The sequence below is a fragment of the Cryobacterium sp. MLB-32 genome (assembly GCF_000738085.1).
In the GTDB taxonomy this organism is placed as follows: domain Bacteria; phylum Actinomycetota; class Actinomycetes; order Actinomycetales; family Microbacteriaceae; genus Cryobacterium.
Genome location: NZ_JPRS01000059.1, coordinates 1 through 26,728, shown reverse-complemented (window position 1 = coordinate 26,728; position 26,728 = coordinate 1). Strand labels below are relative to the sequence as shown.

Genomic DNA, 26,728 nt, shown 5'->3' with positions numbered 1-26,728 from the left:
AGTTGGGTTAAAGCAAAAAACCCCGACCAAGTCGGGGTTTTGTGCATTTCGGGTGGATCCGAGGGGATTCGAACCCCTGACCCCCTGCATGCCATGCAGGTGCGCTACCAGCTGCGCCACGGACCCGGATTGTTGTTTCGGATTGCCCCGAAACAACTTGTTTAGACTACTGCATAATCCGGCAGACGCGAAACCGAACTACTCGTGGACCTCTGCCGACGTGAGCTCGAGCGGGATGACCGGGCAGTCTTTCCACAGACGCTCAAGGGAGTAGTACTCGCGCTCTTCGTCGTGGAAGACGTGCACGACGAGGTCGCCGAAGTCCACGAGAACCCAACGACCGGCCGCGCGGCCCTCGCGGCGCAGGGGCTTGTGCCCGGCTTCAATGAGCTTGTCCTCGATCTCACCGGCAATGGCGATCACGTTGCGCTCTGAGCGCCCCGTGACGATGAGGAAGATATCGGCGAGGGGAAGCGGGTTAGACACGTCAAGCGCGATCAGGTCTTCGCCGGCTTTGGACTCGGCTGCGGCGACGGCGATTGTGAGCAGTTCGCGAGAGTGGGCAGTTGCGGTCATTGAATGAATCCTTGGTGTTGAGACGTCTTGATAGTAAGAAATCGAATGGTGGTGAAAAGAACAGGTGACGCTAGAAAATCTGAAGAAGATGTCCCACGAACAGCAGGGCACCCACGCTGACGGCCAGGGCCGCCGTGGACACAACCAGAACGGCGGGAAGAGACAACCCCCGCTTCTTCGGGGGCGTCATGACGTTGCGCGTCGATGCGTGAGTGCTCACCGCACGACTGGCACTGACCGGCGCATTGTCTGAAGACCCGAATTCGTCGAGCTGTTCGTTCATCTGATCGACGTCGGCTGAATCGAAGTGATTCGGGTGCTGCCCCGTTTCGCCCAGGCTTCTCGGCAGGTCGAAGGATCCCGTGATCATGACCTCGCCGGTCGTCGTCAGCGGACCCGACGTGGTGCCGTGGTTGGGGATGGACGGCAGAATGAGAGCATTTGTCGTGGTGGGGATTCCTCCCGCACCGACGCCGAGCGATATCAGGTCGTCGAGTGATTGGGTGGGGCCGCCCGTGCTGGGTGTCTCGTCGTCGCCGGCATCTATCGACCAGTGGCCGACGGGCGGATGCAGGTTGCTCGCATCGGCATCGGCAGCGGCATCCGCATCCGCGGTCGCCTCAGCATCGGCATCCGCGGTCGCCTCAGCATCAGCGCTTTCCGGTGCGGGAATTGTGTCGTCCAGGGCACGTTCCTCGAGGACGTCGGATGCCAGCTCGCGAGCATCTGCATCCGCGGAGGCGTTCAGGGCTCGCAGCTCACGTCGCGTCAGTGCGCGGGTGGCGGACGTCTCGTCGACACCGGATGCCGACGCAGCGTCGCTCGCGCGCGCGGCGCGGTCCGTCTCGGAGGCAGGAACCGGCACAGACTTGGGGGGCGCCGTCTCGACAGGAATCGAGGGCGGTGCATCGTCCAGGGCGGTGGCAGTCTGTCGCGCGGACTCGCCGGCGGAAACAGACTTAGCAGCCCCACGCCGTTTCTGCGCGGCACGAGACTTGCGACCACCGGTCGCCTCTGATGCTTTCGTTTCGGCGGTGGCGGATTCTCTCTCGTCCTCCTCGACGACAGACTCATCCGCTCCGGCCAATTCAACCGAGTGCGCGTGCTCTAACGCCTGGGCCGCTTCGCGCGCCTGCCGTCGGGTCAGTGGCGGCTGGCTGTTGCCCAACGTCATACCACGCTCCGATACAGATGGTGCTTTGAAATGTACTGAACGACCCCATCAGGGACGAGGTACCAGACCGGGAAGCCCCGTTTCACCCGCGCCCGGCAGTCAGTAGACGAAATGGCCAGAGCCGGGACCTCCAGTAAGCTTACGTCCTGGTTCGGCAATCCCGAAACGCTCAACTCATGTCCCGGACGACTCACAGCGACGAAGTGCGCCAATTCCCAGAGCTCTCGTACGTCTTTCCAGCCCAGAATCTGGCTGATCGCGTCGGCACCGGTGATGAAGAACAGCTCCGCATCCGGCCGTTCCGTGTGCAGATCGCGAAGGGTGTCTATTGTGTACGTCGGCCCCTCACGGTTGATATCCACCCTGCTCGTGGTGAACCGGGGGTTCGACGCCGTGGCGATCACCGTCATCAGGTAGCGGTGTTCACTCGACGTTACCCCGGACTTCTGCCACGGTTCACCCGTGGGAACGAAGATAACTTCATCAAGGTCGAAACTCTGCGCGACCTCGCTGGCCGCCACGAGGTGCCCATGGTGAATGGGGTCGAACGTACCGCCCATCACTCCAACGCGTCGGCGACGCTCCTGCGTCATATACGACTGCTCACGTGGTACCGATATCCGGCTAGTGGCCGCTGTGTCCGGAAACGCCGCCGTGCGCGGCCGCATAGGCGTCGGCCTTGGCGCTGTGACGGTTTGCCACGTCGCGGAAGCTCCACAGCACAATACCGAGGGCCAGGAACAGCACGAAGGCAACGGCCGGGTATGCCCACAGGGGCAGGGGCAGTTCCACGTGTCCGGCTTCGGCCAGAACTGCGGTCACAAACGACATGGGTTCTCCATTCACACAAAAGTGGGGCTTTCACCACCGCCAACAGTCTAGTGCGGGCTAGGCGCGAACCTGACCCGAGCCACGCACGATCCATTTGGTGCTGGTGAGCTCGGTCAGGCCCATCGGCCCGCGGGCGTGCAGCTTCTGCGTGGAGATTCCCACCTCGGCACCGAAGCCGAACTCGGCTCCATCCGTGAACCTCGTGGACGCGTTCACCATGACGGAAGCTGAATCCACCTCATTGAGGAACCGCTCGGCGTTCCCGAGGTCGTTTGTGATGATCGATTCCGTGTGGCCCGTGGAGTAGCGCCGGATGTGCGCGATGGCCTCATCGAGAGAGTCGACGATGGCCACGGAAACGTCGAGGCTCATGTACTCCGTGCTCCAATCCTCGTCCGTGGCAGCGACAGCTGAGGGGTACAGCGCACGCACGCGAGCATCCGCATGTATGGTCACACCGGACTCGGTGAGCCGGTCAAGTACCCCCGGAAGCACGCGGGCCGCGGCTGTACGGTGAACGAGAAGGGTTTCGAGGGCGTTGCAGACACTCGGACGCTGCACCTTGGAGTTATGCACGATATCGATCGACCACTGCTCGTCGGCGCTCTCGTCTAGGAAGATGTGAACGACGCCCGACCCGGTCTCGATCACGGGGACCTTGGCCTGGGTGACCACGGTGCTGATCAGGTTAGCGCTGCCACGCGGGATGAGAACGTCGACGTATCCACGGGCCTGCATGAGCTCCGTCGCGCCCGCACGGCCGAACGGGTCGATGGTCTGAACGGCCTCCCGCGGCAGCCCCACGGACGCGATGGCGTCCTGCACGAGCGCCACCAGCACGCGGTTGGTGTTTTCGGCGGCGGAACCGCCCCGGAGCACGACGGCGTTTCCACTCTTGAGGGCGAGTGCGGCCAGATCAACGGTGACGTTCGGGCGAGCCTCGTAGATGACACCGATCACGCCGAACGGAACGCGCACCTGCGTGAGCTTGATGGCGTTAGGCATGGTGCTTCCGCGAACGACCTCACCGACCGGATCAGTGAGAAGGGCGATCTGCTCGACTGCATCGGCCAGGGCGGCGACACGTGCCTCATCGAGGGCAAGACGGTCCAGCAGACCGGCCGTGAGGCCGTTCTCGGCTCCGGCTGCCAGGTCGTCACGGTTCGCAGCGAGGATCGAATCGACGTTCCTGCGCAGGTGATCCGCGAGAGCAGTGAGACCAGCGTTCTTGAGCGCGGTGGGCGCAGAAGCAAGCACGATTGACGCGCTGCGGGCGCTTTCGAGGGTGGGGGTGAGCTGGACATCGGGAAGTACAGGCTGCAACATCTGGTCAGTTTACCAAACGCGGCGAAATGGTGCGTCCGCAGGTTCGAACCACGTTCCCACGCGCTCCCCGCGCAGGGCTGACGCCGCCAGGGGCGTCGCCGTGACGAGCACGCCGGTGCCTGCCGCCGCAGCCAATCGCGCCGCTGAAACCTTTGTACTGGCTCCCCCGGTGCCCACCCCGTTGACCGATGTCGAGCCGAATTCCATGCCGGGCAGGGGGTCCCCGGGCGCGACGTAGGAAATCCGCTCGGCTCCGGGCAATTCCGGGGGCCGCGTGTATAGGGCGTCCACGTCACTCAGCAACAACAACAGGTCCGCGCCGATCAACGCGGCAACGAGCGCGGCCAGGCGATCGTTGTCACCGAAGCGAATCTCATGCGTGGCCACCGTGTCGTTCTCGTTGACGATGGGGAGGATACCCAGATCCAGCAACCGATCCATGGCACGTTGGGCATTGCTCCGCGGCGTCGCGTTGTCAAGATCACCCGCGGTCAGGAGCACCTGGCCGGCGACGATGTCATAGCGGTCGAGGCTGTTCTGGTACCGCGAGATGAGCAAGCTCTGGCCGACAGACGCCGCGGCCTGTTGCGTCGCCAGATCGGTCGGACGGTCACCCAGCTTCAGATACGGCATACCGGTGGCAATGGCCCCCGACGACACGAGTACGACCTCGGCCCCACGACCGTGGGCCAGGGAGAGGGCGTCGACAAGCGGCCCGATCTGGTCGATGTTGTCACCGCTGATTGATGATGAGCCGACTTTGACGACGATGCGCGACGCAGAGGACACCTGTTCGCGCGACAGTGAATTCACGGCGGTAACGCCCTCCCGGCCCCGTATCACTCCGATTTGGCAGCCTCGCGAAGCCTACACGAGAGCGACCACTACGTTTCATGGAGCTCGTGCGGGTGATCCATAGGCGTTAGAGCAGCGCGCGCTCGTCTTCGCCTTCGACCGGCTCGAACCAGGTTCCCACGTGCTCTCCACGCAGGGCCGCCCCGGCCAGTTCCGTCGACGTCACCAGAACGGCGGTGCCTGCGTTGGTAGCCAGGCGAGCCGCCACAACCTTTGTGCTCGCTCCCCCGGTGCCCACTCCGGTGGCTCCGCTCGAGCTGAATTCGAAGTCGGTCAAGGGATCGTCGGCTGCGATCACGTCAAGCTTCTCGGAACCGGGAAGGTGCGGAGGCTTTGTGTAGAGGGCGTCGACATCGCTGAGCATCACGAGAAGATCCGCGCTGATGAGGGTTGACACGAGCGCCGCGAGACGGTCGTTGCTTCCGAACCGCAGCCCGTACACGGCAACGGTGTCGTTCTCGTTGACGACCGGAAGAATCCGCAGGTCGAGCAGACGGTTGAGCGCACGGCGGGTATTGCTGCGATGCGGCTCGTTGAGGAGATCCCCTTCGGTGAGCAGAACGGTACCCGCAGCGATTTCGTATCGGTCGAGGCTCTCCTGATAGCGGAAGATCAGCACATTCTGGCCCACCGCCGCTGCCGCCTGCTGGGTCGCCACGTCGTTGGGACGCTCCTCCAGATCCAGAAATGGCATGCCGGTGGCCACCGCCCCGGAGGAAATGAGCACAACTTCAGTGCCTCGGCCGTATGCCTCTGCCAGCGCATCCACGAGCGGCGTGATTTGGTCGGAGTTCTCACCGCTGATCGATGATGATCCCACCTTAACCACGATGCGTTTCGCGGATGCGACCTGGTCGCGCTTTAAGCCAATCACTGCTAATCCTCTTTCGTTGGTCCGTCGGTTTCTACTGGTGCACTTCCGGAGCGCACGTCTTCGTTCTGCTCTTCTTCACCGGTCTGCCACATGCCGGCTTCTCGTTCACGAACCATCTCGGCGCGAGCGGATGCCTTGGCATCCATGCGGCCGAAGTAGGCTTCGCGACGTTCGTTACTCGTACGTCGCTTGGATTCGTCGATGCGGGTGTCGGTCCCGCGCGGGGCGGTGATGAGTTCCGCCGTCGAGGTCAACGTGGGCTCCCAATCGAAGACGACACCGTGACCGGGCCCGATGATGACCGTCGAACCGGCGATGGCTCCGGCCTTGTACAACTCGTTCTCGACGCCGAGCTTGGCCAGGCGATCCGCCAGGAAGCCAATAGCCTCGTCATTGGTGAAGTCGGTCTGCTGGATCCAGCGTTCCGGCTTCGCTCCCAGAATACGGTAAATATTGCCGAAGGACCCACCCTCCACGCGCACGGTGAAACCGCCGTCATCGACAGCCTTCGGACGAATGATGATGCGAGGCTTCTTGGCCTCCGCGGCCGCCGTCTCGACACGGCCCTTCTCCACGACCTCGGCCAGCGCATAACTGAGCTGGCGGAGTCCCTCGTGGGTGACCGAGGAGATCTCGAAAACGCGGTAGCCGCGCGCTTCGAGGTCGGCCTTGACGAAACCGGCCAGCTCGCGCCCTTCCGGAACGTCGATCTTGTTCAGGGCGACGAGCTGGGCGCGCTCGAGAAGCGGCCGCTGCCCCTCCGGAACCGGGTAGGCAGCCAGCTCGCCGAGAATGACGTCGAGATCGCTGATCGGATCGCGGCCCGGCTCGAGAGTGGCACAATCCAGCACGTGCAGAAGGGCGGTGCAGCGCTCCACATGACGAAGGAATTCGAGGCCGAGCCCCTTGCCTTCGCTGGCGCCTTCGATGAGTCCGGGGACGTCGGCGATCGTGTAGCGACTCTCCCCTGACTCCACAACACCGAGGTTGGGGTGCAGGGTCGTGAAGGGGTAGTCGGCGATCTTGGGCTTGGCCGCGGACATGGCCGCGATCAGGCTGGACTTGCCGGCCGAGGGATATCCCACGAGCGCTACGTCGGCCACTGTCTTGAGCTCGAGGTACACGGAGCCCTCGAAGCCGAGCGTACCGAGCAGGGCGAAGCCGGGAGCCTTGCGCTTGGTCGACGCGAGGGCGGCGTTGCCGAGGCCACCCTGACCGCCGGGCGCGACGATGAGTCGCAACCCTGGTTCGTTCATGTCGAGGAGTTCATTACCCTCGGAGTCCTTGACGACGGTTCCGAGAGGAACCATCAGCTCGCGGATCTCACCGTTGTAGCCGTTACGGTGGTCCCCCATGCCGGGACCGCCGTTGTCGGAGCTGCGGTGCGGCGAACGGTGGTATCCCAGCAGCGTCGTCGTGTTCGGATCTGCGACGAGAACCAGATCTCCGCCGCTGCCGCCATTTCCACCGTCGGGTCCGGCGAGAGGCTTGAACTTTTCACGCTTTACCGAGACACAGCCGTTTCCTCCGTTACCCGCTCGCAAATGCAGCGTCACGTGGTCAACGAATGTCGCCATGAAGTGGCCCCTTTCAGGTGGCGTGAAATTTAAGTCTGAAAACACGTCAGGGCGGACCGAGGCCCGCCCTGACGTTCAAAGCTGGATGCCTACTCGGCAGCCACCACGATGTTGATGACCTTGCGGCCACCCTTTGCGCCGAACTCAACGGAGCCACCGGCAAGAGCGAAGAGAGTGTCATCCCCGCCACGGCCGACGTTGACGCCCGGGTGGAAGTGGGTGCCGCGCTGGCGAACGATGATCTCGCCCGCTCCGACAACCTGACCACCGAAGCGCTTCACGCCGAGGCGCTGAGCATTGGAGTCACGACCGTTGCGAGTGGAACTCGCACCTTTTTTGTGTGCCATCTGTTCTTCTCCTGGCCTTAGACGATGCCGGTAACCTGAACGCGAGTGAGCTCCTGACGGTGCCCCTGACGCTTCTTGTACCCGGTCTTGTTCTTGAACTTCTGGATGACGATCTTCGGGCCGCGGAGGTTGTTCAAAACCTCGGCAGTCACCTTGACCTTGGCCAGCGACGTTGAGTCAGAGGTGATCTTGTCGCCGTCGACGAGAAGCACGGCGGCCAGCTCGACGTTGCCGTCCTTGTCAGCCTTGATTCGGTCCATCGTGACGATGGTACCGACCTCTACCTTCTCCTGCCGCCCTCCGGCGCGCACAACTGCGTAAACCACTTTACGTACCAATCTCTGGGAGGCTGTGAAGCCCCGATTCCTAATTACTGGAAAAGTAATTACTGGAAAAATACTGCCTGAAAAATTCAGGCTTGGAAATTTGCTGGGATGAACGGGCCGGGTTGGCCCGTCGAAATCAGAAAACCGTGGTGCTCATGTCTAAAATACTCAACGCACACCAAGGGATGACTTTACCTGATCCCACCCCCGTGGTCAAACTGTAGCCACGGCGAGTCGCCACGGAAAGCACTCGTAAACTTTCATCATGGCCGTACTTATAGACCAGCCTAGCTGGCCCGCGCATGGAACTGTTTGGTCGCACCTCGTGAGCGACGTCTCACTCGCCGAATTGCATGCCTTCGCTGAGGCGGCGAAGATCCCCCCTCGGAGCTTTGACCTCGACCACTACGACGTTCCTGCGGCTCGCTACGACGACCTGGTCGCGGCCGGGGCGCTACCCGCGACCTACAGGGAGCTGGTGACCCGACTGCGCGCGAGTGGCCTGCGGGTGAGTATGCGCGAGCGCCGAGGTCGCTGAACCGGGGCAACCAGAGATCCCCACTCGCCCCTTAAGGCCCAGGTGCCCGGTCACCGGCCAGCCCGGCCGACCTGACGGTGAGGGCCAACCCGGCACAGGCAGTGGTCTGAGATCCTGTCACCGGGCTGGCACGGGCGTCTGAATCGAGGCGTGGCCGTCAACGGGGCACCGTGCTACGCACGACGGCGCCAGGGGCTGACCCCTGGCGCCGTTCATGTTCTGCTGGTGTTACGGGTTGTGAGTGTCCTGCACCGGCAGGACAACCGGCTGAACGGTGGATCCGCCCGCCGTCGTGACGCGGCGGCTGCGCGAGCGTCCCTGACCGGGCTGCTTCGGTTCCGGCAGTGATTCCAAAACCGAGTCCAGCAGCTGGTCGGTGATCTGCTTGCTCGCCCGACGATTGTTGCGAGAGGACTTCTTGATGGGGATATCGAGAATCGCCACCGATTCAGTGTCGGAATCATCCGCCGCTACCTCGGGGGCAGCGACGACGACGGCTGCCTGAGGCGATTCGACCAGCGCGGCCGGCACGATTTCGACACGATCGGGGGCCTCGGCCTTCATGGCCTCGGTAATCACGGGAATCGACCCCGTGCGGGTAATCGTCCGGGCGGCAATCAGCGCGAGGGCGTTCTTGGCGTCCTCGGTGATTCCGTGCGTACCGTTGCCGGTCTTGGTGGAATCGGCTGTGCCGGCTTCACGGCCACCGCCCACGCCGGAACCGTTCGCGGCGCTGGCGCCACCGTGGTTGCCGCCGTTGCCGCTGTTTCCGTTGCCGTTTGACTTGCTTCGCGGGCGGCGCTCCTGGGGCGGCTGCGCCGTCTGTCGGTGCTTCGTGACCGGGTCATGGTGGATGATGATTCCCCGGCCGGCGCAGGCCTCGCAGTTTTCGCTGAAGGATTCGATCAGGCCAAGCCCGAGCTTTTTACGAGTCATCTGCACGAGGCCGAGTGAGGTCACCTCAGCCACCTGGTGCTTGGTACGGTCACGACTCAGGCATTCGATCAGGCGCCGCGACACGAGGTCGCGGTTGGTCTCGAGCACCATGTCGATGAAGTCCACCACGATGATTCCACCGATGTCGCGCAAACGCAGCTGGCGCACGATTTCTTCGGCGGCCTCGAGGTTGTTCTTGGTGACCGTCTCCTCGAGGTTGCCGCCGGAGCCGACGAACTTCCCGGTGTTCACGTCGACAACCGTCATGGCCTCGGTGCGGTCGATAACCAGGGATCCACCGGATGGCAGCCAGACCTTGCGGTCAAGAGCCTTCTCGATCTGCTCCGAGATGCGGAACTCGTCGAAGGCGTCAGTCTCGCTGACGTGATTCTCCACACGCTCGACGAGATCGGGAGCGACCTGTCCGAGGTACGTTTCGATCGTCCGGCGCGAGTCCTCACCGGACACGACCATCCGGGCAAAGTCCTCGTTGAACACGTCGCGCACGATCTTGATGAGCAGGTCTGGTTCGCTGTGCAGCTCGGCGGGTGCCGTTGCTGTCTCCACGAGGGCGGAGATGGCTGCCCACTGGGCGGTGAGCCGGTTCACGTCGACCGTGAGTTGCTCGTCCGTTGCTCCTTCGGCGGCGGTGCGCACGATCACGCCCACGTTCTCGGGCAAGACCTCCTTGAGGATCTTCTTCAGACGGGCCCGTTCCGTGTCGGGCAGTTTGCGGCTGATGCCGTTCATCGACCCGTTAGGTACGTAGACGAGGTAGCGGCCGGGCAGCGACACCTGACTCGTCAGGCGCGCCCCCTTGTGACCGATCGGATCCTTCGTCACCTGCACGAGGACCTTGTCCCCTGGCTTGAGCGCGAGTTCGATGCGGCGCGGCTGATTCGCCGTTCCCGAGTTCTCGGCGGCGGCATCCCAGTCCACCTCGCCGGAGTAGAGCACGGCATTGCGTCCGCGTCCGATGTCGACGAAAGCCGCCTCCATGCTCGGCAGGACGTTCTGAACACGACCGAGGTACACGTTTCCGATCAGGGACGCATCCTGATTCTTCGCCACGTAGTGCTCGACCAGCACACCGTCTTCCAAGACGCCGATCTGGATCTTGTTGTGCTTGGCGCGCACAACCATAAGTCGGTCGACTGATTCGCGGCGGGCGAGAAACTCAGCCTCTGTGATGACGGGACGACGACGTCCCGCGTCGCGACCGTCGCGGCGGCGCTGCTTCTTGGCCTCGAGACGGGTGGACCCCTTGATGCGCTGCGGCTCCGTAATGAGCTCGGGCTCGCGCGGGGCTCGCACCTTGACCACAGTGTTTGCCGGGTCGTCCGTTCCGGAGCGTCCTTCATCCCCTGTGCGGCGACGTGCTCGGCGACGAACCGTCGTCGTCTCTTCGTACTCGTCATCGTCGTGCCCGTTGTGTCCACGATCGTTCGTACGTTCATCAGATCGGCTACCCGAGCGAGCCGGAAGCGGCTGAATATCCGGGGCCTGGAACAACAGCGACGTTGAGGGGCGGCGGATGGGAGGTACCGTGACGGCCTGGTCGGACGCCGTGTCTGCTGTCGATGAATCCGGGGAAACGATGTCGGTCACTGTGGTGTCCTGATTCTGCGCCGACGCGAGGTTCGGCACCGTTGCCGGTGCCTGCTCGGGGGCTGGGTCGGTGAACGCGCTGGGCGCGTCCACGTTCTGAAGTTCGTGGGTGGACATCTCCGCTTGGGTCACCGCAGGTACTGAGGGCGCCTGACGTATTGTCGGCGCTTTTCTCATCGTGCGTCGCGAGCCAAAGATGCCCCGGCGTTTCTTGTTTTCGTTTTCTTCCACCATTACTGGTGTGCTCCTTGACCGGTGTAGGCGACCGCGCCACCCATCCGGTTACTCTCTCGTGCGGCACCCTCGCCTGAGCGAACATGCCGCGAATTTTCTGACTACGTGCGCAACCGGCTCTTGGCTCTGGTTGCTAATACCTTTGGTCGTGCGACCAATGAATCTGGGCCTGTACTGCCCAATAAGACTAATCTGGCGTCTGCTTGAGCGCGGCTCAACGACTACGACCGATTATCGCATGTATTCATCAGGGAAGCGTGCGAGGCACGTGACATAATCCGAAGGTGTTAGTGACAGAGCGTTATCACCGCCCCACGGGGCTAGCCATCTTCCTCATCATCGCCGGGGCCATCGGCTTCGCAGCCGCTTTTGCACTCACCCTCGACAAAGTGCATATGTTGGAGAATCCCGACGCTCAGCTTTCCTGCAATTTCAGCGTTTTGATCGGGTGCAGCACGAATCTGGCATCCTGGCAGGGCGCCCTCTTCGGCTTTCCCAACCCGCTCATCGGACTCGCCGCGTGGAGCGTCGTCATCACCATCGGTGTCGCCATCCTGGCCGGCGCCCGATTCGCACGCTGGTTCTGGATCGGTTTCAACGTGGGAGTGACGGGGGCGATCATCTTCGTGATCTGGCTGATCGGCCAGAGCATCTTCGTCCTCGACGTGCTGTGCCCCTGGTGCATGGTGACGTGGTCCGTGACCATCCCCAGCTTCCTGGCGGTCACCTTCTACAACCTGAAAACCGGTCACATTCCTGCGCCGGCATCCGTTCGTCGGGTCGCGGAGCACGCGTATTCCTGGCTGTTCGTCATCACGATTGCGTGCTACATCGTCTTTGCAATCGTCGCCCAGGTCAACATGGGCGTGTTGGCGAGGCTGTAGGCCCACACGCCCATGATCATGAGCTCCCGTGACCGACGCTAGCCGGTGACGCAGCAGGACGAATCGACTCCTAGTCGAACCACAGCGCGAGCTCCCGGGCGGCCGACTCCGGTGAATCTGAACCGTGCACGAGGTTCTGCTGCACCTTGACACCCCAGTCACGGCCGAGATCGCCGCGGATGGTTCCCGGAGCCGCCGTCGTGGGGTCGGTCGTTCCGGCCAGCGCGCGGAAGCCCTCGATGGCGCGGTTACCCGTGATGCGGAGCGCCACGATGGGACCACTCTCCATGAATTCAACGAGCGGCTGGAAGAAGGGCTTGCCCTCGTGCTCCGCGTAGTGCGCGGTGAGGAGGGTGCGGTCCGCCTGCACAAGCTTCACATCAACCAGGGAGTATCCCTTGGCTTCAATCCGACGCAGGATCTCTCCGGTCAGGTTACGGGCTACGCCATCGGGCTTGACCAGGACGAGGGTTTCTTCGATCGGGTTCATGAGGCTTCCTTCTGGTTGTCTATCCGGGTGCCGTTGATCATGCAGTAGGCCCACATGGCGGCAAAGAGTGCTCCGACAAAAAACATGGCGGGTGTGATGAAACCGGTGGCGATGACGATGGCCTGGAGCGCCCAGCCGACCGGATACGACCAGCTGTAACGCAACAATCCGATGAGCGCAACCATGGAGAGAACCAGAACGGCTCCTCCGCCGAGGGCGACGAACGGGGGCACCGCGTTGAGGCCGTAGGTCACCAGAGCCGCGAGGAACACGACAATGGTCTCGAAGCCCAGCACGATGGACGCGAGCGAGCGCTTCACAGACCGCGGGCCACCACGACGTGCGCGGGGAGCGGGTTCGTCGGATTGCATGGCATCCGTCACTTCTTCATCCATTCACCGGCGTCGGCGAGGGTCAGGACCTCACCGACGAGGGTGATGGAACCGGTGACGATCACCGCGCGCTTGGGCTTCTCGGCTGCCCATTCACGGGCATCGTCGAGAGCCTGGGCGGGGTTCTCGAACCGGAAGGTGGCATCTTCACTCGTGCACTCGGCGACCATGTCGGCCAGAGTATCAACCGAAACCGACCGTTCGGAGTGCGACTGCGTGACGTGGAACCGGGTGACGCGCGGTGCGAGTGCTTCGATGATCCCCCTGGTGTCCTTGTCGGCGAGGATTCCCACCACGGCCACGATCTCCTCGAAGTCAAAGTACTCGGCCAGGGCAGCGGACAGGGCCGCCGCACCATGCGGGTTGTGCGCCGCGTCGACGAAGACCGTGGGGTCGGTGCCCACCAGCTGGAGGCGTCCGGGAGACGTGGCAGCGCCGAGTCCCTCGGCGAGCACGTCTCCCACGAGCGCCTGGGATCCTCCGCCCAGGAACGATTCAACCGCGGCAATCGCGAGAGTCGCGTTCTGCGCCTGATGCGTGCCGTACAGCGGCAGGAAAAGCTCCGAGTAGGTTCCGGCGATGCCCCGTACGGAAATGACCTGGCCGCCCACAGCTACCTTGCTCTCCAGAAGCTCGAAGGACTCGCCCTCCACCGCGAGTGTCGACTCGGTCAAACGGACGGCGCGTTCGATCTCAGAACGCGCCTCCGTGTGCTGCGCTGCAGACACAACCGCGGCAGCCGGCTTGATGACGCCGGACTTCGTGCGTGCGATCTCGCCAATGGTGTTGCCCAGCCGGGACGTGTGGTCGAGAGCGATCGGAGTGAACACGGCAACCTGGCCATCCGCGACGTTGGTGGAATCCCATTCGCCCCCCATGCCCACCTCGATCACGGCAACATCGACGGGTGCGTCAGCGAAACACGCGAAGGCCAGCACGGTCAGCGCCTCAAAGAAGGTGAGCGCCCCCTCGCCCGCCGCGACGAGTTCTGAATCGACCATGTTCAGATAGGGCTGGATGTCGTCCCAGTTCGCGGCAAGGTTCTCGTCGGCGATGGGCTGGCCGTCGATCATGATGCGCTCGTTCAATCGCACGAGGTGCGGGCTGGTCAGCAGACCGGTGCGCAGGTCGTAGGCGCGCAGAATGCTCTCGGCAATGCGACTGGTGCTCGTCTTGCCGTTCGTACCTGCGATATGAATGATCGGGTATGACCGCTGCGGGTCGCCGAGCAGGTCCAGGGCCCGGCGGGTCGGCTCGAGGCGCGGCCGCGGGGAGCCCTCCCCCACGCGCATCAGCAAGGCCTCGAAGACGGCGTCGCCGGCCTCCCGTGAAGCGTCATCCGGTTCGGAGGGTTCGTTGATTTCGCTCTGCTCTTCGGGTTCACCGAGGTCACCGAGCGTGCTCGCGTCGAAGTCCTCCGGCTCGTTCGGGTGCTCGTTCAGGTCAGACATCATCGACTCCGTTCACGCGGGAAACAGCCACCAGGACCGGTCCGCGGTTGACATAGTGGGCCGCTTCAAAGCGCACGTAGTGCTCCACCGGAGCGCCGACAAAGGATTCCAGCCACTCAGACGGGAGAGCAGTCGGTACGTCACCCTGCGACGGGCGGTGGGTCGTGAAAGCGGTCGCGAGGGTATCCCCGGCGACATTGACGTTCGGCGCGAGGTCAAAGACGGTCGCGTCGAATTCGTCGAGGAAAACGAGGTTGAGACGGATACGATCGCTGACGTCGAATCCGGCGGACTTCCGGGTGTCCTGCACGGCACGGATCAGGTCGCGGGCAAAACCCTCGGCCTCCAATTCGGCCGTGGTCGCCGTATTCAGCAGAACGAACCCTCCGCCGGGCAGGAGCGCGAGCGCGGTATCCGTCTCGCCGGCCGCTCCCGCCTGCAGCGACAACTCGAACTCACCCGTGGCCAGTTCGATGCCGCCGGCCGTCACCACGCCGTCCGCTTCAGTCCAGTCGCCGACGCGGGCGGCCTGAATGACCTGCTGCACACGCTTACCGAGACGTGGTCCGGCCGCCCGCGCGTTGACGACGAGACGGCTCGTCACACCGTAGGATGCTGCGCTGTCATCGGCCAGCTCGACCAGATCGACGGTCTTCACGTTGAGCTCACTGCGCAGGATTCCGTCGAACTCGGCCAGGTCCGAGGTGCGCGTGGTCACCACCGTGAGTGTGGCAAGCGGCAGGCGCACGCGGAGAGAAGCCTGTTTGCGCAAGGACAGAACGGTGGAACTGATCAGGCGCACCTGGTCCATCGTCGCGACCAGATTGTCATCTGCCGGGAAAAGCTCGGCGTCCGGCCAATCGGTGAGGTGCACGCTGCGCCCGCCTGTCAGTGACTGCCAGATCCGCTCGGTCACGAGCGGCAACAGCGGGGCCGTGACCCGGCAGACGGTCTCGAGCACGGTGTAGAGCGTGTCGAACGCCTCGCCGCTGGTCGCTTGGGTCGAGCTTGTCGAGGCCGTTGTCGAGACCTCGGCCCCGCCCCAGAAACGGTCGCGGGATCGGCGGACGTACCAGTTCGTCAGCACATCGGTAAAGTCCCGCACGCGGGCGGTGGCCACCGTGCTGTCGAAGGCTTCGAGGTCTGCGGCAACATCGATGATCAGATCGCGCGTTTTGGCCAGGAGGTAGCGGTCGAGCACGTCGGTGGAGTCGGTGCGCCACTGCGCGTCGTACCCGTCAGATCCGTCCGCGCCGGATGCATTCGCGTACAGCGAGAAGAAGTACCAGGTGCTCCACAGAGGCAGCATGACCTGGCGGGCCGCTTCACGGATGCCCTCCTCGGTGACAATGAGGTTGCCGCCGCGCAGAACGGGTGAGCTCATCAGGAACCAGCGCATGGCATCGGAGCCATCCCGGTCGAAGACCTCATTGACGTCGGGGTAGTTGCGCAGCGACTTGCTCATCTTCTGACCGTCGTTACCGAGCACGATGCCATGGCTGACCACGTTCTTGAACGCGGGACGGTCGAAAAGGGCGGTGGAGAGCACGTGCAGGAGGTAGAACCACCCACGCGTCTGGCCGATGTACTCCACGATGAAGTCAGCCGGGCTGTGATTCTCGAACCACTCGCGGTTCTCGAAGGGATAGTGCACCTGGGCGAAAGGCATCGAGCCGGAGTCGAACCACACGTCGAGCACATCTTCGATGCGTCGCATCGTGGACTGGCCGGTCGGGTCATCGGGATTGGGCCGGGTGAGCGCGTCGATATACGGGCGGTGCAGGTCGGTGGGACGTACGCCGAAATCGGCCTCAAGCTCGTCGAGTGAGCCGTAGACGTCGATGCGCGGGTAATCGGGATTGTCGCTCTTCCACACCGGGATGGGTGAGCCCCAGTAGCGATTGCGGCTGATCGACCAGTCCCGCGCATTGCCGATCCACTTGCCGAACTGGCCGTCCTTGACATTCTCGGGAACCCAGTTGATGTCCTGGTTCAGATCCACCATGCGATCGCGGAACTCGGTGACACCCACGAACCAGCTCGACACGGCCTTGTAGATGAGGGGGTTGCGGCAGCGCCAGCAGTGCGGATAGGAGTGCTCGTAGCTCGCCTGGCGCAGCAGACGCCCCTGGGACTTGATGAGCTGCGTGAGCGGGCTTGTTTGCATCGGACCACAGCTGGCCGGCGACCTCGTCGACATCGGACAGGAACTTACCGCCGTCGTCGAGGGAGAGAATGACGGGGATTCCGTAGGACTGGCAGACCATCTGGTCTTCCTCGCCGTAGGCGGGGGCCTGATGCACGATTCCCGTGCCGTCAGAGGTGGTGACGTAGTCGGCGAGCACGAAACGCCAGGCGTTCTGGGTGGCCCAGACGGTCTCGTCGGCGTAGTAGTCGAAGAGCCGATCGTAGGACACGCCCTCGAGCTCTCGACCGGAGACCGTGCGGGCGATCGCCGAGGTGGCATCCGCAGCGGATTCGTAGCCGAGGTCCTTGGCGTAGTTGCCCACCAAGTCGATCGCGATCAGGTATTCGGCGCCGAGAACCTCGGCTGTCCCACCGCCTTCGCGCTGCACTTCTGCGTCGGGCGTGCCGTTGGGTCCGGCCGGAACAACCGCATAAACGATGTCGGGTCCGACGGCGAGCGCGAGGTTGGTCGGCAGCGTCCAGGGGGTTGTCGTCCAGGCGAGGGCGCGGACTGCGGTGAGACCGAGGGCCTCCGCCTTGGCTCCCACGAGCGGGAACGTCACGGTGACGGTCTGATCCTGACGCATCTTGTAGACGTCGTCATCCATGCGGAGTTCATGGTTGGACAACGGCGTCTGATCTCGCCAGCAGTACGGCAGAACGCGGTACCCCTCATAGGCGAGTCCCTTGGTGTGCAGCTGCTTGAACGCCCAGATCACGGATTCCATGTAGGTGATGTCGAGGGTCTTGTAGTCGTTCTCGAAGTCCACCCAACGCGCCTGCCGCGTGACGTACTCCTCCCAGTCTTTGGTGTATTCGAGAACAGAGTCTCTGGCTACGGCGTTGAAGGCCGCGAGCCCCATCTTTTCGATCTCGCTCTTGTCGGTGATACCCAGTTTGCGCTCGGCTTCGAGCTCCGCGGGAAGACCGTGCGTGTCCCAACCGAAGCGCCGGTGAACCTGCTTGCCCCGCATCGTCTGGAACCGGGGAAACAGGTCTTTCGCGTAGCCGGTGAGCAGGTGGCCGTAATGTGGAAGGCCGTTCGCGAACGGAGGGCCGTCGTAGAAGACCCACTCCGGGGCATCCTCCCGATTGTCGATCGACGCCTGGAAGGTGCCGTCTTCCTTCCAGAAGGCAAGCACCTCGGACTCGAGCGTCGGAAAGTTCGGGGAGGGAACGATTTCCGCGCCGGGAGTCTGATCTGCCGTCGGGTCCTGACCGGCTGGGGGACGCTGAGACTTGGGATACACGATAGTTCTCCTGGTGGGGACGGGCTGCACTGCAACCCTGTGCCACGAGGACGAACGATTGGGGAGGAAATCGCCGCGGTACCACCTCGCTTGCCATCTCCGGGAGCTTCGGTGACGAGTATCCCGGGAATGACCGCTTGTTCAGAGGCTGTGACGGGCCCGGCCCGTTCGGCTCTAGTGGGCGGCCTCCCCAAGGAGACCGCTGTTCTGCCGAAGACTCACCGGTGATAGCCGGATCACTGTCGTTCCTGCCGATTCTACCGGAGTGCGCCGCAGGAACGCACTACTCGAGCCCGTAATCGTCGTCGAAGGTGGGAGCGCCCGTCGCGAGGTCCGTGGACTCATCCGGCGCCTCCTGCGGAGGAATGGTCTCAAACTTCACCGTCGAGTTCGGCGTGACCAGGAGGGCAACGTGGCTCCCGGAGACGCTGACCAGATCAACGAATCCCCCGCCGTGGTGCGCGGCCGCGGCGAGAGCCGACTTGAGCCCGGCAACGTCGTACCCGGCGGGAAGATGAAAGGAATCCGAGTTGATCGTCAGCCTGTGCGCCTGCATGTGGTTCCCATTTCCTGGTCTCGGCGCCGTTACGGCGACGAGGCTTCCAATATATGTACATCCTGCGGAAAAAGCTCCCCCTACGGTCGGAAAAGCCGCGCAGTCGTTCGCTTATCATGGATGTCGGTCCTATCTGCATTCGTAGCCGATAGATAAACAGCTTGTCCCGGCCGAACAAGTCGATGAAAGAGACGACATGCCCAATCGGCGTTCCCTTCCCCGTCTGCTCCGCGTCGCGGTTCCCCTGATCGCAATCGGACTGGTCGCGACCGGATGCTCATCGGTAACCGGCCAGCCACCCGTCGGCGATCCCGTGAGCGGAGGAACCCTGACCTACGCCTCCGGCGACGCCGAACCAACCTGTCTCGACCCGCATGTGGGAGGAAACTATCCGCAGGCTCTCGTCAGCGGACAGTACCTGGAATCGCTCGTTTCCCGGGACTCGGCGGGGACCATCATCCCGTGGCTGGCCGACTCATGGAAAGTCAGTCCGGATGGGCTGGCGTGGGAGTTCACGCTGCGGGACAAGGTATCTTTCACCGACGGCACTCCCTTCGACGCCGCGGCCGTGCAGGCCAATATCGCGCACGTGCAAGACCCGGCAACGGGTTCGTCCACCGGCTACCTCGCGCTCGGCAAGGTCACGAGTACCTCTGCGGTGTCCCCGAGCGTGGTGCGCCTCGTTCTGAGCGAACCCGACAGCGCACTTTTGGAGTCCCTGTCGCAACCGTGGCTCGCCATGGAATCGCCCACGGCCCTGCTGCGTAGCCAAGATGACAATTGTGCCTCGCCCGTCGGAACGGGGCCGTTCACGGTGGAAAGCTGGGTAAAACAGAGTGCGATCACGCTCGTGCGCAACGACGAGTACTCGTCGCCGCCCGAGGATTCAAGCCACCAGGGCGCCGCGTACCTCGACTCGATCATCTGGCGTTTCATTCCGGATTCCGCATCGCGCTATGCGGCCCTGCAGGCCGGCGAGGTCGACGTGATCGACAATGCCCAGCCGGATACGATCACCCAGGCCGAGCTGACCAAAACGATCCAGCACCTTGACGCCCCGCGCCCGGGCGCGTCGAACCGCATCGAACTCAATTCCGGGAAGGCACCATTCAAGGATCCTCTCGTTCGTGAGGCCTTCATCCGCTCGGCGAATGTGGACGATGCCGTGTCGAGCCTGTTCATGGGAACGACGAGTCGTTCGAACTCCGCGTTGTCCAGCGTCGAACCCCTCGCCCTGCAGCGCTCCGACCTGTTCGAGTACAGTCCCGCCGCTGCCGATCAGCTCCTTGACGCCGCGGGTTGGAAGACACGTGATTCCGAGGGATACCGCGTCAAGGCGGGCACTCGCCTTTCCGTGGAGTTTCCGGTAAGCACGAACCAGTCCATTCCCGCTGAGCAGTCCCTTTTTGAGCAAATTCAGGCGACGGCCAAGGAAACCGGCTTTGAGGTGAAGCTCGCTCCCATGGACCTGTCCAGCTGGTACGGCGCCCTCGCCGCCAACGACTACGACGCCGTGAGCGCCCCGTACACCAAGGTCGGCCCCGATGTGCTGAGGATCCTCTACCATTCAGACGGAATCACCCCAGCGCCGAGCGGGTACTTCGCCAACCTCGCGCAGGTGAACGACCCGGAGATCGATGCGCTGCTGACCGAGGCGGCCCGGGTCTCGGATGCCGGCCAGCGCGGGGCCCTCTACGCGGACGCACAGGAGCGGATTTTGACCGGTTACTACATCCTTCCGCTGTACGACCAGCAGAATCACTTTCTGCTCAGCACCGCCGTCGAGGGTGCTCGCGCGCTCCCCACCGTTTCGACGCCCACCTTCTATGACGCGTGGCTGAACCGGTAAGGCAAGCCCAGACGGGCGGAGATGCGGGGCGCCGGCTCCACAGTCGGCGCCCGGTGGCGCGGCGCCCTCCGGCCCGCGGGACACCGGCGGGACGCGCCTGGGCTCGGCTTGTTGTGACCCGAGTTCTCGGAGCGATCAGCGTACTGTGGGCCGTCGCAACACTCACATTCTTCGCCGTCCGGCTGATTCCTGGCGACCCAGCACAGGCGATTCTCGGGGGGCCTGGGTCCCAGGCCTCGACCGAAGCACTCGCCTCGGTGCGCGCCGAGTATGGCCTGGATCAACCACTCCTCGCGCAATACGTCGCTCAGCTTGGTCGACTGGCGACGGGCGATCTCGGCCGTTCGTACGCCCTCAACATGGATGTGGCTCCGCTCGTCATGGGCCAGCTCGGGGGGACTCTGCTGCTCGCCGGACTCTCGCTGGCACTCGCCTGGCTGCTCGCCCTCGCTCTGGCGATCTGGTCGACCCGCGGCGGACGGCTCGCCGCCCAAGTGGGCTCGGGGCTCGAAATCGTGTCGGCTGCCCTGCCGCATTTCTGGCTCGCTACCTCCCTCATTGTCGTCTTCAGCATGTGGTGGGGAGTCCTGCCCCCGATCAGCACGTCTGGCCCCGCCGGGCTCGTGTTACCCGTTGTCACCCTGGCCATCCCCCTCGCGGGGTTCCTCGGCCAGCTCATGCGCGAATCCCTTCTGACCGCCCTCGAATCGCCGTTCGTGCTCTCGGCCAGGGCCCGGGGCGAAAGCGAACACGGCGTGCGCTGGCTGCACGCGCTCCGTCATGCCGCCCTCCCCGCGATCAGCCTGTCCGGCTGGGCCTTCGGCTCGCTCATCAGCGGAGCCGTTGTCGTCGAAACCGTCTTCGCCCGCCCTGGCCTGGGGCGCACGCTGCTCAACGCTGTGACGGTTCGAGATGTACCGGTCGTCGTGGGCGTTGTGATGATCGTGGCGGTCGGTTACATCCTGATGACGGTCGCCACCGACGTGCTCTCCCGCATCATCGATCCGAGGTTGCGCCTCCCATGAGCGAACTCGAGATTCGAGCCGGCAGCCAGCGGGTAACCGGGCGCGACCGACGGCTGCGAGCCAACGACGTCGTGACCGGTCTGCTTGCCGTTTTTCTCCTGGTCGCCGCCCTCTCGCCGCATCTGGTCGCGCCCGGCGACCCGCTTGCGATCGACCCGCTCAATGCTTTCCGACCGCCCGCGTGGGCGCACGTCTTCGGCACCGACGAATCCGGTCGAGACCTCTACACTCGTGTCGTGCACGGCACAGGTAATTCGCTCACGATCGGCCTTGCCGCCACCGCGATCGGGCTGGGCCTGGGCACGGTGCTGGGCACCATCGCCGGCCTCTCGGGGCGACTGGTGGATTTCACCGTGAACCGTCTGCTCGAGGTGTTGTTCGCCTTTCCCGGACTCCTGCTCGCGCTCGTGTTCATCCTCGTCTTCGGCCCGGGAGTCGCCAGCGCAACCATCGCCGTCGGCTTGTCGACGGCGCCCGGATACGCCCGCATCATCCGTTCGCAGATCATCACGGTGCGATCCTCCGCCTTCATCGAGGCGGCCGTCGTGCAGGGGCTCAGCCAGCGCCGTATCCTGACCCGTCATCTGCTTCCCAATATCCTCACGCCCCTTCTGGTGCTCGGCACCCTCGGGATCGGGCAGGCGATTGTCTGGGCCGCGACACTCAGCTACCTCGGCCTCGGCGCCCAGCCTCCGGCGGCAGAGTGGGGTGCCATGCTTTCCGCGGGGCGCACGTACATCACCTCGGCCTGGTGGATGAGCTTCTTTCCGGGCCTGTTCATCGTGCTCACCGCCGTGACGGCCACCGTGCTCGGACGCAGCATCGAGCGACGGATGCGCCACGCATGAGCGTCACAGCTGCGTTCCCACTGTCCGTGCGCGATCTGAGCGTTTCCTTCGGTTCGACCACGGTGGTGAATTCCGTGTCATTCGAGATCGCCGCCGGGGAATGCCTCGCTATCGTCGGCGAATCCGGGTCCGGTAAATCGGTGACGGCCCGCAGCCTGCTGGGGCTGGCCGGCCCGTCCGCTCGGGTGACCGCCGGCGAGCTCGAGCTCGGCGGCCGCTCGGTGCTCACCCTCTCCGAGGCTGCCTGGCGCCGACGTCGCGGATTGGATGCGGGGCTTGTCCTGCAAGACGCGCTCGTCTCCCTCGATCCGCTTCGACCCATAGGTCGGGAAATCGGCGATTCCCTCCGGCTGCACACCACGATGAGCGCGGCCGCTCGAGGTCGCCGCGTGCTCGAACTCCTCGATGCCGTAGGCCTGCCGGAACCACAACTGCGTGTGCGTCAACGATCGGGAGAGATGTCCGGAGGCGAGCGCCAACGGGCACTCATCGCCGCCGCAATCGCGCTCGACCCTCCACTACTCATCGCCGACGAGCCCACCACCGCCCTCGACGTCACCATTCAGGCGCAGATCCTCGATCTGCTGGAGGACATCAAACGCCGCGGCACCGCCGTTCTGCTGATCAGCCACGACCTCGCCGTGGTCAGCCACATCGCCGACCGGGTCGCGGTAATGAGCAATGGCCGGTTCATCGAAACCGGTACCACCGCACAGATTCTGCGGGACCCGCGTGCAGAACATACCCGGCGGATGATCGCTGCCGTGCCTGCCGATAAACCTCGCGGCACTCGCCTGTCCCCGGGTGAGTCGCGTCGGCAGTCCGCACCCCGGTTGCGAGACAGGCCAGCCGAGAACACGGCTGCGCTCACGCCCGCGACGCCGGACATCGTGCTCGCGGCACAGGGTCTGACCAAAGCGTTCTCCCGGCCGGATGGCACCCGTGCCGATGCCGTGACGGATGTGTCCTTCGAACTCGAACGGGGCACCACTCTCGGTATTGTCGGAGAGTCCGGTTCCGGCAAGACAACGACCGCGCGACTGCTGCTGGCCCTCGCGACGCCAGACCGCGGCGAGGTTCGAGTGCTGGGGCAGGCCTGGACCACGCTGCGCGAGTCGGCGCGGCGACCGCTTCGAGCATCCGTTGGTGCCGTGTATCAGGATGCCCTGAGTTCGTTCGATCCGCGGCAGTCGGTGGCTGATATTCTTCGCGCGGCCACGGGGGAACGCGGGCAGGCTCGCGGGGCGGGTCCCCCCGCCCGAGTCCGTGAGCTGCTCGACGAGGTCGGTCTTGCTCTGGACGTGCTGAACCGGCGCCCGCTCCAGCTGTCCGGCGGCCAGCGTCAGCGGGTGGGGATCGCCCGAGCTTTGGCCGGCCGGCCGCAGATTCTCATCTGCGACGAGCCGGTGTCGTCTCTGGATGTGAGCGTGCAGGCACAGGTCCTCGACCTCCTCGACGATGTGCAGCGGGAACGAGGTTTGAGTCTCGTGTTCATTTCGCACGATCTGGGCGTCGTCCAGCATGTGAGCGACCGGGTGGCCGTGATGCAGTCGGGCCGTCTGGTGGAGCTCGGTACGTCGCAGCAGGTGCTCACCAATCCGGTCCATCCGTACACGCGCCAGCTCCTCGCGTCGGTGCCGCAACTGCGCTGACCCCCGAATGTCTGACATTTCTATTCGGTAACGATACGTCCAGCCGCTTCTCAGGCGAGGCCGCGTACCGTAGCTCTCGGAGTCCCCCCACTCCAAACGGTAGCCCCGGCACCTTGTACGCCTCCCCCCAGGCGAGAGGTGCCGGGGTACTTTCGTTTGCGGCGGAAGGCTGCCGCGAATGTGGCTCTGAACGCGGCATCCGGTAGATTGAAGGGGAACACTCAGGCACCTCACCAAAGACACGGTGCCGCACATACCGAACCGGAGAGTCATGAACCACGCTGACCGCGTCCCCGAAAAGCCTGCCCTCGAAGGGCTGGAAGCCAAGTGGGAGACCCGGTGGGATGCTTCCGGTACGTACCTCTTCGACCGCGAATCCGCGACACGGGAGTCGATCTACTCGATCGACACTCCCCCGCCCACGGCCTCCGGCTCGCTACACATCGGCCACGTGTTCTCCTACACGCACACCGACGTTGTCGCCCGCTTCCAGCGCATGCGTGGCAAGAACGTGTTCTACCCGATGGGCTGGGACGACAACGGGCTCCCCACCGAGCGGCGAGTGCAGAACTACTACGGCGTGCGTTGCGACCCCACGCTGCCGTACATCGCAGACTTCGTTCCGCCTTTTGAAGGTGGCGACGGCAAGAGCACCAAGGCCGCGGATCAGGTGCCAATCGGTCGCCGCAACTTCATCGAGCTGTGCGAGGTCCTCACCAAGGAAGACGAAAAGCAGTTCGAAGAGCTGTGGCGCACCCTGGGCCTGAGCGTCGACTGGACCCAGACCTATCGCACCATCGGCCAGGAGGCCCTGTTCACCTCGCAGCTCGCCTTCCTCGGCAACGTGGAGCGAGGCGAGGCCTACCAGGCCATGGCTCCGACTCTGTGGGACGTCACGTTTCGCACGGCTGTCGCTCAGGCCGAGCTCGAAGACAAGGAACAGGCCGCGGCCTACCACCGGGTCTCGTTCCACCAGGCCGACGGCCAGGTCATCGACATCGAGACGACGCGCCCCGAGCTGCTTCCCGCCTGCGTGGCCCTCGTAGCGCATCCGGACGACGAGCGCTACAAGCACCTCTTCGGCAGCACCGTGACCACCCCGGTTTTCGGCGTGGAGGTGCCGATCCTCGCGCACCACCTCGCACAGAAGGACAAGGGCAGCGGAATCGCCATGATCTGCACCTTCGGCGACGTAACCGACGTGGTCTGGTGGCGTGAACTCGACCTGCCCAACCGTGCCATCATGGGCTTCGACGGACGCATCATCGCCGACGCGCCCGATGTGATCACCTCCGAGACCGGCCTCGCCGCCTACGCACAGCTCGCCGGCAAGACCGTGTTCGGCGCCAAGGCCGCCATGGTCACCCTGCTGCGCGAGAGCGGTGAGCTCGTGGGAGAGCCCAAACCCATCGTGCACCAGGTGAAGTTCTTCGAGAAGGGTGACAAGCCCCTCGAGATCGTGTCGACCCGCCAGTGGTATATCCGCAACGGCGCCCGGGATGAGACGCTGCGCGCTCGACTGCTCAAGCACGGTTCCGACCTGCAGTGGCACCCAGAGTTCATGAAGGTGCGCTACGAGAACTGGGTCAACGGCCTCACAGGCGACTGGCTGATTTCTCGACAGCGCTTCTTCGGCGTGCCCCTGCCCGTGTGGTATCCGCTGGATGCCGACGCGAACCCGATCTTCGACGCCCCGATCGTTGCGACGCGTGATCTGCTGCCCGTCGACCCGACCTCCGATGCTGCACCCGGGTACACGCAGGACCAGCGCGGGCAGGCCAACGGTTTCGTGGGTGAAGTCGACGTCATGGACACGTGGGCCACGTCGTCCCTCACCCCGCAGCTTGCCGGCGGCTGGGAACGGGACCCCGAGCTATTCGACCTCGTCTTCCCGTATTCCCTGCGTCCGCAGGGCCAGGACATCATTCGTACCTGGCTGTTCTCCACCCTGCTCCGCGCGGAGCAGCAGCATGGAAAGTCCCCGTGGCAGCACGCGGCGCTCTCCGGCTTCATCGTGGACCCCGACCGCAAGAAAATGTCCAAGTCCAAGGGCAACGTGGTCACCCCGGCCGACATGCTCGTGAAGCACGGCTCCGATGCCGTCCGCTACTGGGCCGCGTCATCGCGTCTGGGCACCGATGCCGCCTTCGACCCGCAGAACCCGACGCAGATCAAGATCGGCCGACGACTGGCGATCAAGATCCTGAACGCGAGCAAGTTCATTCACGGCTTTGACGGCTCCGCGGATGCCGACGTGACGGAGCCGCTCGATCAGAGCATGCTGGCTGGACTCGCCCTCGTGGTCGGACAGGCCACCAAGGCCTTCGAGAACTACGACCATGCCCGTGCGCTCGAGGTCACAGAGAGCTTTTTCTGGACGTTCTGCGACGATTACCTCGAACTCGTCAAGGAACGCTCCTACGGCGGGTCAGTTGAAGGCAAGGCGTCGGCCGTTGCCGCCCTCCGTACGGCGCTTTCGACCCTGTTGCGTCTTTTTGCCCCATTCGTCCCCTTCGCCACAGAGGAAGCGTGGTCCTGGTCCAACGAGGATTCCATCCACCGGGCTCCGTGGCCCGTCGTTTCGGAGCTGGTTTCGGAAGATTCCGCTGCTCCCCACGGCAACATCGCACTGCTCGATTTGGCCAGCCGGGCGCTGACCGGAATCCGACGCGGAAAGACGGATGCGAAGGCCTCCCAGAAAACCGAGGTCGAATCTGCTGTAATTAGAGGAACGGCACCAGAGGTCGGTCTGCTTGCGCTGGCCGCCGCTGATCTCAAAGCAGTTGGTCGGATCGATGAACTAATTTTTGTTGAGGGCAGCGAGTTGGCTGTGACCGACATTGTGTTCGCCACCGTGTCGGAAAGTTAGGAGCACCGCATGTCAGTACACGTACGCCCGCTGGGCGACAAGGATTTCTTTTCGTGGCTGGGCCTCTTCGAGG

General features: G+C 64.0%; 22 protein-coding genes, 1 tRNA gene and 1 pseudogene. 7 read left to right on the top strand and 17 right to left on the bottom strand.

The window, feature by feature from the left end:
• Positions 1-53 precede the first annotated feature (53 nt).
• The 11 genes from JF66_RS08255 to rplU all read right to left on the bottom strand — a co-directional run bounded on the left by JF66_RS08255 (position 54) and on the right by rplU (position 7,886).
• Positions 54-126: transfer RNA gene (locus JF66_RS08255), tRNA-Ala, on the bottom strand.
• A gap of 72 nt (positions 127-198) precedes the next feature.
• The gene (rsfS, locus tag JF66_RS08250) at positions 199-576 is read right to left on the bottom strand and encodes a ribosome silencing factor (RefSeq protein WP_035876933.1); all 378 of its coding nucleotides are present in this window, start codon (positions 574-576) and stop codon (positions 199-201) included.
• Between the two features lie 70 nt (positions 577-646).
• Positions 647-1,750 carry a hypothetical protein gene (locus JF66_RS08245; RefSeq protein WP_035876932.1) on the bottom strand — a complete coding sequence of 368 codons (1,104 nt, stop codon included), beginning with the start codon at positions 1,748-1,750 and terminating at the stop codon, positions 647-649.
• Complete coding sequence (gene nadD / locus JF66_RS08240) at positions 1,747-2,343, bottom strand: nicotinate-nucleotide adenylyltransferase (RefSeq protein WP_035876930.1); 597 nt, start codon at positions 2,341-2,343, stop codon at positions 1,747-1,749. The genes JF66_RS08245 and nadD overlap by 4 nt, the downstream gene beginning before the upstream one ends.
• Positions 2,344-2,374: 31 nt before the next feature.
• Entirely contained in the window at positions 2,375-2,581 is a 207-nt protein-coding gene (locus JF66_RS08235) for a hypothetical protein (RefSeq protein ID WP_035876927.1), read from the bottom strand.
• 57 nt (positions 2,582-2,638) lie between these two features.
• Positions 2,639-3,907 carry a glutamate-5-semialdehyde dehydrogenase gene (locus JF66_RS08230; RefSeq protein ID WP_035876925.1) on the bottom strand — a complete coding sequence of 423 codons (1,269 nt, stop codon included), beginning with the start codon at positions 3,905-3,907 and terminating at the stop codon, positions 2,639-2,641.
• A gap of 9 nt (positions 3,908-3,916) precedes the next feature.
• Positions 3,917-4,720 (bottom strand): glutamate 5-kinase, encoded by an 804-nt coding sequence (proB, locus tag JF66_RS08225; RefSeq protein ID WP_035876923.1) that lies wholly within the window; start codon positions 4,718-4,720, stop codon positions 3,917-3,919.
• A gap of 109 nt (positions 4,721-4,829) precedes the next feature.
• The gene (gene proB, locus JF66_RS08220) at positions 4,830-5,636 is read right to left on the bottom strand and encodes a glutamate 5-kinase (protein WP_035876922.1); all 807 of its coding nucleotides are present in this window, start codon (positions 5,634-5,636) and stop codon (positions 4,830-4,832) included.
• Positions 5,637-5,638: 2 nt separating this feature from the next.
• Complete coding sequence (gene obgE / locus JF66_RS08215; RefSeq protein WP_051973293.1) at positions 5,639-7,213, bottom strand: GTPase ObgE; 1,575 nt, start codon at positions 7,211-7,213, stop codon at positions 5,639-5,641.
• 89 nt (positions 7,214-7,302) lie between these two features.
• A complete protein-coding gene (gene rpmA / locus JF66_RS08210; protein WP_035876920.1) occupies positions 7,303-7,560 on the bottom strand; it encodes a 50S ribosomal protein L27 in 258 nt (85 codons plus the stop codon).
• A 17-nt stretch (positions 7,561-7,577) separates the two neighbouring features.
• Positions 7,578-7,886 (bottom strand): 50S ribosomal protein L21, encoded by a 309-nt coding sequence (gene rplU, locus JF66_RS08205; protein WP_035876919.1) that lies wholly within the window; start codon positions 7,884-7,886, stop codon positions 7,578-7,580.
• A 265-nt stretch (positions 7,887-8,151) separates the two neighbouring features.
• Here rplU and JF66_RS08200 point away from each other — a divergent pair, with 265 nt between their 5' ends.
• Entirely contained in the window at positions 8,152-8,424 is a 273-nt protein-coding gene (locus JF66_RS08200; RefSeq protein ID WP_035876918.1) for a DUF4031 domain-containing protein, read from the top strand.
• Between the two features lie 228 nt (positions 8,425-8,652).
• Here the strand turns inward: JF66_RS08200 and JF66_RS08195 are convergent, their stop codons facing one another.
• A complete protein-coding gene (locus JF66_RS08195) occupies positions 8,653-11,145 on the bottom strand; it encodes an Rne/Rng family ribonuclease (protein ID WP_369797971.1) in 2,493 nt (830 codons plus the stop codon).
• Between the two features lie 347 nt (positions 11,146-11,492).
• On the opposite strand from JF66_RS08195, the gene JF66_RS08190 reads away from it, so the two are divergent.
• Positions 11,493-12,086: a vitamin K epoxide reductase family protein gene (locus tag JF66_RS08190; protein WP_081882239.1), complete on the top strand. Its 594-nt coding sequence runs from the start codon at positions 11,493-11,495 to the stop codon at positions 12,084-12,086.
• A 70-nt stretch (positions 12,087-12,156) separates the two neighbouring features.
• Here JF66_RS08190 and ndk read toward each other — a convergent pair whose 3' ends face one another.
• The 5 genes and pseudogenes from ndk to JF66_RS08165 form a co-directional block, all read right to left on the bottom strand.
• Positions 12,157-12,576: a nucleoside-diphosphate kinase gene (gene ndk / locus JF66_RS08185; RefSeq protein ID WP_035876916.1), complete on the bottom strand. Its 420-nt coding sequence runs from the start codon at positions 12,574-12,576 to the stop codon at positions 12,157-12,159.
• Positions 12,573-12,971, bottom strand: a complete 399-nt coding sequence (locus JF66_RS08180; RefSeq protein WP_051973291.1) for a DUF4233 domain-containing protein — start codon at positions 12,969-12,971, stop codon at positions 12,573-12,575. The genes ndk and JF66_RS08180 overlap by 4 nt, the downstream gene beginning before the upstream one ends.
• On the bottom strand, positions 12,956-14,260 hold the full coding sequence (locus JF66_RS08175; RefSeq protein WP_051973294.1) for a folylpolyglutamate synthase/dihydrofolate synthase family protein: 1,305 nt from the start codon (positions 14,258-14,260) through the stop codon (positions 12,956-12,958). Before JF66_RS08175 ends, JF66_RS08180 begins: the two co-directional genes overlap by 16 nt.
• A 151-nt stretch (positions 14,261-14,411) precedes the next feature.
• A pseudogene (gene ileS, locus JF66_RS08170) lies at positions 14,412-17,859 on the bottom strand (isoleucine--tRNA ligase).
• 280 nt (positions 17,860-18,139) lie between these two features.
• Positions 18,140-18,412, bottom strand: a complete 273-nt coding sequence (locus JF66_RS08165; protein ID WP_035876915.1) for a hypothetical protein — start codon at positions 18,410-18,412, stop codon at positions 18,140-18,142.
• A gap of 196 nt (positions 18,413-18,608) precedes the next feature.
• Between JF66_RS08165 and JF66_RS08160 the strand changes: the two genes are divergently transcribed.
• From JF66_RS08160 to valS, 5 genes are all read left to right on the top strand, one after another.
• Entirely contained in the window at positions 18,609-20,261 is a 1,653-nt protein-coding gene (locus JF66_RS08160) for an ABC transporter substrate-binding protein (RefSeq protein WP_051973290.1), read from the top strand.
• Between the two features lie 113 nt (positions 20,262-20,374).
• On the top strand, positions 20,375-21,286 hold the full coding sequence (locus tag JF66_RS08155; protein ID WP_035876914.1) for an ABC transporter permease: 912 nt from the start codon (positions 20,375-20,377) through the stop codon (positions 21,284-21,286).
• A complete protein-coding gene (locus JF66_RS08150) occupies positions 21,283-22,134 on the top strand; it encodes an ABC transporter permease (protein ID WP_081882237.1) in 852 nt (283 codons plus the stop codon). The genes JF66_RS08155 and JF66_RS08150 overlap by 4 nt, the downstream gene beginning before the upstream one ends.
• Positions 22,131-23,786 (top strand): ABC transporter ATP-binding protein, encoded by a 1,656-nt coding sequence (locus tag JF66_RS08145; protein ID WP_035876912.1) that lies wholly within the window; start codon positions 22,131-22,133, stop codon positions 23,784-23,786. Before JF66_RS08150 ends, JF66_RS08145 begins: the two co-directional genes overlap by 4 nt.
• A 271-nt stretch (positions 23,787-24,057) precedes the next feature.
• On the top strand, positions 24,058-26,655 hold the full coding sequence (gene valS / locus JF66_RS08140; protein WP_035876911.1) for a valine--tRNA ligase: 2,598 nt from the start codon (positions 24,058-24,060) through the stop codon (positions 26,653-26,655).
• The last annotated feature ends 73 nt before the right edge of the window (positions 26,656-26,728 follow it).